This window comes from Palleniella intestinalis (assembly GCF_013166595.1).
Lineage (GTDB): Bacteria > Bacteroidota > Bacteroidia > Bacteroidales > Bacteroidaceae > Prevotella > Prevotella intestinalis.
Map to the genome: position 1 here is coordinate 68,051 of NZ_JABKKG010000009.1, position 12,615 is coordinate 80,665.

General features: G+C 48.3%; 6 protein-coding genes. 2 read left to right on the forward strand and 4 right to left on the reverse strand.

All coding sequences use genetic code 11. The features are described 5' to 3' along the window. The first annotated feature begins 35 nt into the window (after window positions 1-35). On the forward strand, window positions 36-1,526 hold the full coding sequence (locus tag HPS57_RS11770) for a cellulase family glycosylhydrolase (protein ID WP_172183301.1): 1,491 nt from the start codon (window positions 36-38) through the stop codon (window positions 1,524-1,526). 442 nt (window positions 1,527-1,968) lie between these two features. Here HPS57_RS11770 and HPS57_RS11775 read toward each other — a convergent pair whose 3' ends face one another. Continuing rightward, complete coding sequence (locus HPS57_RS11775) at window positions 1,969-2,763, reverse strand: hypothetical protein (protein WP_172183303.1); 795 nt, start codon at window positions 2,761-2,763, stop codon at window positions 1,969-1,971. 492 nt (window positions 2,764-3,255) lie between these two features. Here HPS57_RS11775 and HPS57_RS11780 point away from each other — a divergent pair, with 492 nt between their 5' ends. Then, complete coding sequence (locus HPS57_RS11780; RefSeq protein WP_172183305.1) at window positions 3,256-7,245, forward strand: two-component regulator propeller domain-containing protein; 3,990 nt, start codon at window positions 3,256-3,258, stop codon at window positions 7,243-7,245. A gap of 204 nt (window positions 7,246-7,449) precedes the next feature. Here HPS57_RS11780 and HPS57_RS11785 read toward each other — a convergent pair whose 3' ends face one another. From HPS57_RS11785 to HPS57_RS11795, 3 genes are read right to left on the reverse strand one after another with little or no spacing between them, the layout of a single operon-like run. Continuing rightward, the gene (locus tag HPS57_RS11785; RefSeq protein ID WP_172183307.1) at window positions 7,450-9,381 is read right to left on the reverse strand and encodes a hypothetical protein; all 1,932 of its coding nucleotides are present in this window, start codon (window positions 9,379-9,381) and stop codon (window positions 7,450-7,452) included. Further along, window positions 9,374-11,395, reverse strand: coding sequence for an O-antigen ligase family protein (locus HPS57_RS11790; protein ID WP_172183309.1), 2,022 nt, complete (start codon window positions 11,393-11,395; stop codon window positions 9,374-9,376). The genes HPS57_RS11785 and HPS57_RS11790 overlap by 8 nt, the downstream gene beginning before the upstream one ends. Further along, window positions 11,392-12,591 (reverse strand): hypothetical protein, encoded by a 1,200-nt coding sequence (locus HPS57_RS11795; protein ID WP_216653407.1) that lies wholly within the window; start codon window positions 12,589-12,591, stop codon window positions 11,392-11,394. Before HPS57_RS11795 ends, HPS57_RS11790 begins: the two co-directional genes overlap by 4 nt. Window positions 12,592-12,615: the final 24 nt, after the last annotated feature.

Here is a 12,615-nt window from a genome sequence, read left to right on the forward strand (position 1 = left end):
ATTTGCAATAAACAAACCAAACTAAAGGAAAAACAATGAAACGTATATTAAGTTCTCTTTATATTTTCACATTGCTTGCTCTTGTTGCACTTGCATCGTGCAGCAATGATGACCCCAATCCATTGGCGCCGAGCACAGGCGTACCGGATATTTCGGTAAGCGAGCTGGTGTTTGACAAAGACGGTGGCAACGCCAATTTCACCGTAAACGGCGGAACAGCCTTTGTGCGCAGCGAGGCGGAATGGCTCAGTGTGTCACGTGTTTCCGGGGACAAGCACGCATCGTCATTCTCCGTTGTGTGCGAGGCAAACAAGGAGGATGAGCGTACAGGGCAGATTCTGGTAAACCTTGACGGTGCATTTACTCGCTTGGAGGTGCGTCAGGCAGGAGTTGTCACAAAGCCAGATGTCGAGTATTCTTTCCGCACTGCCAAGGCTATTGCCAAGGACATGTATCCGGGCTGGAATCTCGGCAATACCATGGAGGCTGCCGGCAACGGGCTGGCTGCCGAGACCGCATGGCAGACAACAAAGACAACACGCGAGATTATCGCTTACATAAAGGCTCAGGGCTTCAAGTCTGTGCGTATCCCATGCTCATGGGAGATTCATTCCACAAACGGCAAGATTGATGCCGAATGGATGGGGCGTGTAAAGGAGATTGTGGACTACTGCATCGATGAAGGGCTTTATGTTATGCTCAACGACCACTATGACGGTGGTTGGATAGAGGTACTTGGCTTCAGCAAGTCAACCGACAGGTATGAGGCTGTGGACGAGGCGACCATCGCTGAGAAGACAAGCCGCCTGAAGGACATCTGGACACAGATTGCCAACGCATTCCAGAACTATGATGAGCACTTGCTGTTCGCCGGACTTAACGAACCGTTCCAGGAATACAATCTTTTCAACGACAAGCATCAGCAGCTGACACCAATCCTTCTGCGCTATAACCAAGCGTTCGTTGAGGCTGTGCGTGCAACCGGCGGCAACAATGCAAAGCGCATACTGATAGTGCAAGGCCCGTCGGTAAACATTAGCTCGACAGTGAAGTATTTCTCCATGCCGGCCGATGAGGCGCAGGATGCATTGATGTGTGAGGTGCATTACTACAGTCCTTGGAATTTCTGCGGTGGCAACAACGACTACTATTGGGGAAAAGCGCAGGGTGACAGCGACACCGAAGAAGCCATGGAGCGTGAGTTCAAGCAGATGCATGACAAGTTTGTCGCGAATGGCATTCCTGTCATCGTTGGAGAGTATGGTGCCAACTGGCGTGATTTGAGCAGCAAGCCCGGCGAGGACCAGGCAAAGCACGATGCAAGTATCAAGGCATGGTTCAAGGCTGTAAACCTCTACTGCGGAAACTTCGGTATGGTTCCGTTCGCATGGGACATTAATGCAACCAACCGTGGTGGTGCTGACGGCATAATGACAATCATCGACCGCAAGAACCTGAGCGTCTTCAACACTGTAGCCCTTGACGGTATAAGGGAAGGTGTGACAGAAAGCAAATGGCCTTATTAAGCATCCGTCTGAAACCATTGGAGTGGATGATGATTGCTGTCATACACACAACCAATAGTTATAAAACTACAGAATAAGAAATGATTAAGTCCTCCGTAAGGCATGACCTTATGGAGGACTTTTTTGTGGTTTGCTGCTTTTGCGGTTATAAGTAATTATTCTGCAAGTTATTGGTGTCAGGTAAATATAATGTATCTTTAATTGCATACACGTTTATGCTGGGATAAATCTGTGCAGAGAACTGTGTCAGCGACTGAATGCCTTACCGCAGCACATGCACAAGTCCATAGTATAGAGTGCATCTGAGATAAGACAGGTAGCATAAAGGAGTGTGGTTCCACCACACAGCATTAGAGATATTCGGAATATCCGCAGGGCTGAAGCCCGCGGCATAAAGATTGTGGCTCCGCCACACCTTCTGCTGTTTTTTGCATCAGCTGCTCTACCGCTGTGGCATGATGACAGGCGACTCTCTGTTGCTGCGCCCCTTCTCAACCAAATGGCGGAGGCAGTCAAGGATGAGAGAGCCGGTGTCTATCTCAATTCTAACCTTGTTTATCTTGAATGACGGTGCGACAATCGGTTTGGTTGTCCATCTGCGTGCAAAAGGGTCATATTCCCGTTGCACTCCCAATCGTAGTCCGAAGTTCCTGTTTGGCATCCAATTCATAGTCCCACCGTAGCGTGATGTCGTGACATACGGATATGCTGCCATGGAATGGAAGAAAGGATTCTGCGAGTATGTCCCGAAAGCTGTCGCACTCCAATGCTCATTTATACGGTAGGTCACGGCACCGCTGACAAAAACATTGTTCCGTGTGTTGTGGAAAAAATGATACTTTTCTGCTCCCACATTGATATCAAAACGCCAAGCACCATAGTCCCTGCCTGTCCCGAACACAGCCTGATTGATTTCCCCAAGTCCCATAAGTTCTGTTCTCCTGCCACCACGGATGAAATCGGGACAGGTCGGCATTGATGTCCATGCCGAGACATCAGGCAGTGCAGGATAATCCGCATTCAGAAGTCCTTCGCCGTTGGACAGATTAAAACCCTCCTTGCCCAAGCCGATGTGGTAGGCAGGTGTTGGCGCATCCATGTCCACAGCCTGCTCCAGAGATTGCTGAAGCACGTTGGTTTCCATGTCGGCAGAATCTTTCTCCACGCGGTTGTTTATCTCTTGGGCGAAAGTTCCTGTGCCTGCCAAAAAGGCTGTCAAAACAAACAATATTCTCATAAGCAGAACGGATGATTTGGTTTTACGAAAACATCCCATAATCAACGATTTATCGATAGACAATGGAATGCATGACAAAATTACTGATTATTTCCAACAAGTGCAAAAAAACAGACGATTTTTCTTCAGAAAAAACATAATAAACTCACAATAACGAAAGGTAACGTTTTGTTTGGCGAAAGGTAAAGTTTGACCCGGTGAAAGGTAACACTTGACAGAGTAAAGTGTTACCTTTCGTTTTACCTATAATATGTTATCATTTTCCGTAGTGTAAGTGTGCTGAAAAGGCAGGCATACCACTAATATGGAAAATGATGGCATTGCTTTGCTCAGACATAGGGAGAAACATGCTGCGAGAGACACGGAAAATACGGTGCAGAATGTTTCATGAGAGGGCATTATTTGTTAACATAGGGCGGATTTAGTGCAATATGTTTCATGAATTGCCATATTTTTCTTACTTTTGCAATGGAATGTTAACCTAATGCAACTATGACCAACCGTATCTTTACCCTCCTTCTTGCCTTCTTGTGTTTTGTACCGGCAGCCGTGGCACAGCTGCAGTTCAAGGGCTTGCCGCTGACAGGCAGGCTGTCAAGCAACATGATCAATTCCATCTTCCAGGACAAGGCAGGCTACATCTATTTCGGCACGGCGACGGGGCTGAACCGCTTTGACGGCTATTCCGTGCAGACATTCCACAACAAAAGGCATGGGGCGGTGCTGACATCGGACAACTTCATCGAGGACATACAGCAGTCTGCCAACCGTGAGATGTGGATAAAGATAGGGAAAGGCTATGTCATTTTCAATCCTGCGACTGAGCAGTTTGAGGACAATGTGAAGCAGCGGATGACGGACATCGGTGTGCCCGACAAGCCGAACATTGCACGCATAGAGGACGACTATGAGTGGTTCTACGTGAAGAACAGGGGCATCTATCGCCGTAAGGTTGGCGAGGGCAAGGCGGTGAAGGTGGAGGACAAAGCCGGTTATTTCCAAAAGGTGGAGGTCACGGACATAAGGAAAATCAATGCTGCGCAGATGGCTGTCGTTGACGGTCGCGGTCATCTGATCCTTATAGACACTGAGGCGAACAAGGTCGCTCGGAAACTTGCCAACCCTTTGAATCACAGCCGCATCTTTTCCATATATCAGATTTTTGTCGACAAGAACAAGGATTTGTGGGTCTATGGCGAGCCGGGAGTGTGGATTTACAATTTCAATGGCGGCGGATGGAGCGACAATTATCAAGGGATAAGCCTTAAGATGCCTATGATAAAGACTATCATCCATGACAGCAAGGACAACATCTGGATAGGCTTTGACCATGACGGCATCTGGGAGATTACGCCGGACGGCGAGATTCTCAAAGCGTTGAACGTGCAGGGCAATGACCAGTCGCTGAGCAACAACAGTGTGACTGCCCTGCTGGAGGACCGCACCGGGACGCTGTGGGTGGGCACACGCAAGAGCGGTGTATCCATGTACAGCCACCAGACCTCCAAGTTTGATTTCAACGCATTCCCTGATGTCAATGCCATTCTGAGCCGTAAGGACGGCGAGGTGTGGCTCGGCACTGACTGTGAGGGCATCATCAGATGGAATCCTTCCACAGGAAGCAGGACGGCAATGAAGTCGCTGTTCACCTCCGACCATAATGTCCATGCCGTCGTCTGTATGGCGGAAGGCAGGGACGGCTCTGTGTGGGTAGGGACATACAATGGCGGACTGGTCAGGATTGGTGGAGGCAAAACCGAGTCCTTCACCATTGCCGACGAGCTGGCGGCAAACCATATATGGGGCATAGTGGAGACTTCCGACGGCAGCCTGCTGCTTGCCACTCTTGGTGGGGGACTGCAACTGTTCAATCCTGCTACAAAGAAATCGGAGGTGTTCAAGGTGGAAAATTCCGGCTTGGGCTCCGATTATGTCAATTCCCTGGCAAAGAGCGGCAACGGAATCGTTTATGCTGCGACCTCATGGGGCTTGTCAGTGTTTGACACAAAGACAAAGAAACTTACCAACATGACAGGCAACAAGCGTGGCGACCAGCTGTTCAGCAATCCCAACATCAACCAGGTGCTTGTCGACAGCCGTGGCTTGGTGTGGCTTGCCACCTATTCCGGACTGAACATTTATGACAGGCGGAATGACAATGTCTATATTGTGGAGACCGGCTCCCAGAAGACTCCCGAGTTCATCCTTGGCGTGGCGGAAGACTCTTCCGGACAGATGTGGGCGTCGGTGGGCAGTCGAATCATCAACATAAAGGTGAAGTCGCAGGGGAAGAAAGGCTATTCCTTTGAGACAATGACGTTTGACAATCCCTACGGACAGCACGGTTCCGATTTCAACCAGCGTTCGTTCTGCCTGCTGCCAAGCGGCAAACTGCTTGTAGGAGGGCTGCATGGAGTGACCGGAATAAACCCTTCCGACATTTATGTCAGCAAGCAGACACCGCGCCTGTTCTTCACCAACCTTGCCATACGGAACAATGTCATCGTCCCTATGCAGGAATATGACGGACGTGTGATATTGGACAAGGCTCTGAACTGCCTTGACGAACTGGAGCTGTCCTCTGACGATGATGATTTCTCTGTGTCCTTTGCGACAGAGGATTACTATAATGCTGACAAGATAAGATACCGCTACCGCCTTGTCGGATTCAACGACAAGTGGGTGGAACTGCCTGAAGGCGGTCTGCCGCAGGTCAGCTATGCAAGTCTTCCTTCCGGCAGTTACGAGTTGCAAGTCAAGGCTATTGCTCCCAACGGCATTGTCCCTGATGAATACAAGTCGCTGAAAATCACCATTGCCAAGCCTTTCTATCTTTCCGTATGGGCATGGATGGTCTACCTTACGCTGATAGCCATGTTTGTCTATGGAGTCGTACAGCTTATGAAAAGGCATGAGCAGCGGAAGTTCCGTGAGCGTGAGCGTGAGGAGACAGCACGCAAACAGGAGGAGATAAACCAGATGAAGTTCCGCTTCTTCACCAACATCAGCCATGAGCTGCGCACACCATTGACCTTGATTTCCGCACCGGTAGAGGCACTAATCAAGAGGGAGCATGACGAGACATCACTCAGGCAGCTGAACATCATACAAGCCAATGCCACTCGCCTGCTGAACCTTGTCAACCAGATTCTTGACTTCCGCAAGAGCGAGATGTCAGGCCTGAAGCTCAACGCCACGTCAGGTGATGTGGTGGGTTTTGTTAGGTCTATCTCCGATTCCTTCCTCATGTTCTCCGAGAAGAAGGATGTCAGGTTTGAGTTCCATGCCTCTTGTGACAGGCTGCAGATGGATTATGACGAGGACAAGATGGGCAAGATTGTGATGAACCTCCTCTCCAATGCCTTCAAGTTCACCCCTGCCAACGGGAAAGTGTCACTCGGCATAGAGGTGGCGGACGGGAACATGGTGATGAAAGTCGCCGATACAGGCGTTGGGATAAGCGATGAGGCAAAGCTGCATGTCTTTGACCGCTTCTATCAGGCCACAGAATCCATGAACAGTCATTTGGCAGGCACGGGCATAGGGTTGAGCCTTGTCTCGGAATATGCCAAGATTCATAACGGCACGGTGACAGTAACCGACAACGCCGGAGGCGGCACAGTCTTCACCGTTACTATCCCTATCGTCTGCAATGCGCAACCAGTGGCGGAGCCTGCCATGCCGGAACAGCAGCCTGACCGTGAGGAGGAAGCAATGAAAGAGCCGCAGAAAGAGACAATCCTCCTCGTCGATGACAATCATGACATCCTTGAATTCATCTCCGCAGAGCTCTCCGGCACTTACCACATCGTTACCGCACACGACGGCATAGAGGCACTGAAGCAGGTGGCACGCCACAGTCCTGACCTCATCGTCAGTGACATCATGATGCCGGAGATGGACGGCATAGAGCTGTGCCGCAAGCTGAAAGGTGACGAAGCGACAGCCTCGATACCTGTTTTCCTGCTGACTGCCAAGCACGATGTGGCGGCTAAAATAGAGGGTCTCACGCTTGGCGCGGACGAGTACATGACAAAGCCGTTCAACATGGATGTGCTGAAACTGAGGATAAAGAACATACTTGCGTTGCGCAAGAAAGGGGCGCGCCGCACACTGATAGACCCTGAGCCGGAGCCTCTTGCCATTACTTCTCTGGACGAGCAGTTCATAGAGAAGGCGGTGAAGTATGTTGACGAGAACATGGGCCGCTCCGGACTTTCTGTCGAGGAGCTTGCCTCTCATCTCGGCATGAGCCGTGTCCATCTGTTCAAGCGCCTGAAGCAGCTCACGGGTAAAGCTCCGATAGAGTTCATACGCATCCTGCGCCTGAAGCGTGCCGCACAGTATCTGCGCGAAAGCCAGCTCAATGTGTCGGAGATAGCCTACAAATGCGGTTTCAACAACCCGAAGCATTTCGCGAAATATTTCAAGGAGGAGTTCGGAGTGACGCCTTCCGTCTATCAGGAGAACGAGGGCGCATAGGGGAAACCTCGGCTTTTCCTGTGAGGTATGTGTCTCTAAGAATCCAAAGAAGCAAAAGAAATAGCTTCTCCCTTGCATTGTTTGTTATGCATAAAGAAAAATTCTTTTGCTTCTTTCCTTTCTTCGAGCGATGACAAAAACTTGGAGAAACACCTGACCAACGCACATTCTTTGAGACAACATGCCTGTATCGATAAGGCGATTCTACCACCAAATCTGCTGTCCTTTGTCGTACGAGAATATACGCTCCTCATTACCGGTTGTCTTGTTTCGCAAAATATACAAAGCGCCGGATGGCACATCATAATATTCCATGACATTGGAGGATGCTGTTTTCACACCAAGTGTTTTCCACCCCATATCATAATATAAAAGTTCATATTTGTTGCCGGGTATGATAAAATTAGCATCGGTCTTAGGTGAGAACATAAGTTTGTCGATGTTCACAGCCCTACCGAAATCCACGCCGAATGAAAACGGCACATGAGCCTCGGTCACTGTAAGATAATCACCGTCAAAGGCATTGTACATGTCGTTAAGAGTATTGTCCCCAAAAGGCATTCCGGCAATGCGTTTGCCCTTGTATGACAGTTGCAGTTCCGAGATACCGGGATTCTTATTTTCCGGCGATACATATCTCACATATCGGTATTGCTTTTTGCTGTCCACATTCACATAGTTCACCATTAATGGAGTTTGTCGCACAACATGCAGTATATCAGCATCAGAGAAATCCGGAGTGTTGGCAGCCTCAAAGCGTGCGCCACGTATTGGTGGCCAATAGCTTATGAAATGTGGGGTGAGGGGATATTTCCTGTCCAGTTTCATTTCTGTCTTTTCATCATATTTTGGGCAGACAATCTGTTTTTTCCCATTCGTCAGGAAGAAAGGATTGCTTATTGGCAACATCTTTCCGTCCTTTGAAAAGACAGGCAGATACATGACCGAGTCAGCCATGTCATGGAACACGAACCTGCCATTATCCCGCTTGGCAAACACGGCAGGTGTCCATCCTCTGCCGGTTCTGAAGGTACAAAGATAGCCATATTCCGCATTTATGTCTGTCGTTATCTCCACCTCATGGCATTTCATATAGTCACGTGTGACATCAACAGTCCATGGCTGAGTGAAATGATTTCTTGTCATCTTGTCAGTCTCATTGTCGGCATATTTCACATCATTATATTCGTATGTGTATCTGTTTATCTTGAAGCAACGCTTCTTAAAGTCTGTATTATATGGATAATCCGCCTCCGGTTGGTTCTTCATCTCAAAGACGGAGGAATCAATATAGTTCATTTTTCTTGCCACAGAGTCATTTTTCGCCACTGTGTAAGTGCCGTCGTCCGCAACCAATGCCACCCACATGTGTCCGTTCTTGCTGTAGTTTGCCCATGCTTCTATGCCATCGACAGCAACCGGCAGTGCCAAAGCACGCATGACCGCTGCCTCATAGATGCAATACTGTACACAGGAGCCATGTCCGATCTGTCGCAATTTGAGTATGTCAGCAAGATACAGCATGTCAAAAGGTGTGCGCTTGAACCTTTCCGATACAGCATTATGCACGAGGTAGAAAGCTTTTTTCATGTCCTTTACACCCTCTATGACCGGATGATACTCATTATATAATGTATCGCGCCATCCCTCAGAGAGTTGTTCGTCAAGCATGCGGTAAGGCAGGATATAGCGGCAGAACTTGTCAAAATCCACATTGTCTCTCCATGCCGCCTGCTGCCAGCGCGCCATGGCATTGTCTATGTTGTCAACAAGCATTCTGCATGTTATCGTCTTGGCGTCAAGTCTTACCACAGGCTTGTCATGCTGTTTCACCGTAGCCCATATACGGCTTAATGAGTCTGCATTCACATCGGTTTCAAGCAATCTAACCTTTGCCATAAACGAGTCAATAGCCACACTTTCCACATAGGAATGATTTTTCATGTTTTCTATCAAGAACATGGCAGCCTCCTGCTTGTGTTGGTCTCCGTTTTTCGCATAATGGTCAATCACTTCCAGCAATTCGGTCTGATTCTGTCCTGCAAGGGAAAGTGTTTCTGTTGCTCTGTCATTACATGATGTCAGTGTAAGCAACAGGCTTACCAACACAGTGGTTATATTTATATGATTATTCATGTTTATCTGTTTTATTGTTCATAAAAGGCAAGTCAGCACAATACCAGGTCTCAAACTTCGGAAGATACGAAGCAAGCATCAGTTCCAACATGTCTGTCATCTGCGGTGTGTTTCCTGTGGATTCCGTTTTATAGCCGTTGTTCAGTACACCATCACGCAGCAGTCTGTATTTCTCTTTCTCGCCAAGCAGCATCCACGGAGTTTGCAGTCCAGGCATATTTCCTACGGCATCAGACAGTAAGGGGATGGCTTCGTCCCTATGCCCCCAATAGTGCAGGATATACCCGCAATTAGCTTTTTTTATTGGTGATGCCACTTTACTGCAATGCCTTGTAACAGTCATCACATCCGTTTTCAATGCCTCATAAAATGTGGAGTCTGTCACAGTAATGCTTGCCAATTCTTTGCTATGCATCAGTCGCGGCATATTGCATATAGCATTGCGCATTGTTGCATGCGCCTGCTGTTTCATTCCTTCGTCATACAACAGGCATCCCTTCATAAACTGATACAGTCCATATTCTTTCTTTTGCTCAAGAAGTGTGTCAACGATGTCCATGGCATGCTTGTTGTCTCCATTCAGCATCATGGCGTATGCACTTAGGAAAGCGATGTTTTTGTCGTAAGGATGTTGCGCGGATGCTGTTGCCAGCTCATGGCATGCTGTCTGTATGTCACCTTTGCCATGCGTTTTCACATATCGTCCTACAGCCTCCATTCCCTTGATTACGGCTGAGAGTTCCTTATCATGAAGATAATTTGTTGTTGTCACCACTCCAAACACACCCATCCATGACACCAATACCACGCTTTCTGCGATAGCAGTGCGCCGCGATGTCCCATACACCGGCGTCTCATCACTGACGGCATTATGCATCATTGCCAAAAGACTGCATACAACAAAAAGCAAGACACCGGTCTGCGACATTGTCGCCTGTGTCATCTCCTTTACAGCCAAAGCCACCAAAGTACATCCGGCAATGCTTATGCGCATATTGCGCCGGTACCGCCACATCATAGACAACACCCACAATGCAAGCAGAATGTATGGCACAGTACCCACAACCCCATTTTCAACAAGTAGCAACACTGCTATGTTGGGTGCCATATTTGTGAATGTGTTCTGATCTTCCGACATAGCCGTTCCATCGGTGACAAGCGTATAACTGCCATTGCCATATCCGAACAAAGGACGCTCCTTTATCAATTCTGCGGAAGCAAAGGTCTTGTTTACGCGCCATTCCACACTTTTTTGCTGAGCCGTGTTGGCATTCATCCGCATTGTTGTCATCATGTCGCTCTTGCAGAACGCGCCTACCACCACCATTGCCACAGCAAGCGAAAGCAGTGTATCCACCACAAACCGCTTTTTCCTGACCAACAGCAATGACATCGCAACAAACACCACTGCCGAGATATAGGCACCGCGCGAGAATGTCAGCAATACAGCCATAAATGCCATGCACATCATTGGTATCCTGAACTTGTCTGCCACAAGACATGACACACCAAGCATCATAATGGTGATTTCTGCCCACATATTGTTTATATACCCCAACGGTCTGTACATGAACCTGAAATGGTATGTGTCGTGAAAACCGGCACGAACAACAGCATTATGGTATATCACAAAGGTGGATATGGCTAACAAAATAGCCACAAAAAAGATTACGGCATAGCCATGAATGACTACTCCGGCAGACTTTCCTGATGCAATAGCGCTTCTTTGGAAAAGATATGCCGCAAACATAAACACAGAGGCACTTGCAGTGGAAAATGCGGGCAAGGGGGTTGCACTGTAGAAGCATGCGACGATACTCTGCAATGTTATCACCGCAAGTAGTACATCGGCAACGCTCCATTTCGCAAACGGGACACTTCCCGTCACCAACAGGAGGATAACAATAACCGGCATGCTGATAACCAATGTGCCCTTTACTCCGAACAGCAACAGTGCCATTATCACTATTGTCAGCAACAGTGCCGCATTCCGTGTCACACCAGACTCTTTCATTCCTTACGAAGTCTTTTGCGCATCACCACAGGATATGCCATCCGATAGAACATGAAAACCAAGAGCGACAAAAACAATATCTGCGATAACATATTACGAAGTAATGCAAACGGTGGCATGATATTGTTGGACATGCAGAGTGTCAGCTGATAAACCTCCGCCGGGAAATTTCCCACAAAGCCATACAAAAACATCGGGATGATATAAAGGAAATAATATCCCATAAACACGTTCACAGCCAAAGCGTAGACGATAACAAGCATTTTCTCCCTCTTCCTTATTTGCAGCAGATAGGGTCGGCCCGTCACCGGTTTGCGTGTCATTCGTTTATAGAAATAACGCAACAGCTCTGTTGAGCGTTTGCGGAGATTAGGCACTCCGAGCACATCTGTCGCTATCCAGTAGCCGTCGAACCGGAAAAAAGGATTCAGTGTGAGAAGGAAACCGAAGTTCATGGTCAATATCATATACCGCAACACATCATTGCCTGTAAGAAAGAATCCGCCTGCGAGCAACAGCAGTATCATGCCCTGAAAATATATTCCCGCAATATTGACAACAACACGCTTGCTGCGCGGCAGCTGCCACACCTTGGTAACATCGGTATAAAGCACAGGGAAGTTGATGTACAGACCGAAGCCCACGCCTCCGTGTTCCAGTCCGAAACGTTTGCATGCCGAGGCATGACCGAGTTCATGAAACAGCGATGAGCACACGATAAATGCCATAAGGGCAAATATGGTGTAGGCGTTTATCCTGTTGCTGAAGGTCAGAAGATTCTCCGTTGTCATGAAAAAGGCGATGTCTGCCACTATCATCATGGCCGACAGCACCCACATCACATGTTTGTTGAACAGAAACGACAAACGGTCGGATATGGAGTCTATCTGTCGGGCACTCAATATCTGACGCTGATAAAGGAACTGCTTCCTCGGAGCTGTCTCCTTCAGCAGCATTGGCAGTATCTTGGCATTAACCAGTTCCTTAATCTCTCCGTGAGTGGCATTTGCGTCGCTATGGGTTTGCAGGAAGCTGTCAATTCCGGCATCCATGTCTTCGGCGTTTTTCAGAGAGTCAAGCAAACCGGCAGTGAGCCGGTTTGCCTCCATCACATTGTCTTTCGACATCACGAGATAATGCTCCTCGTCTGTCGAACCGTAAAGTCTTGTTATTGTTATTCCGGATAACAGTTCCATATTCCTTTTTATTTCCAATTTATT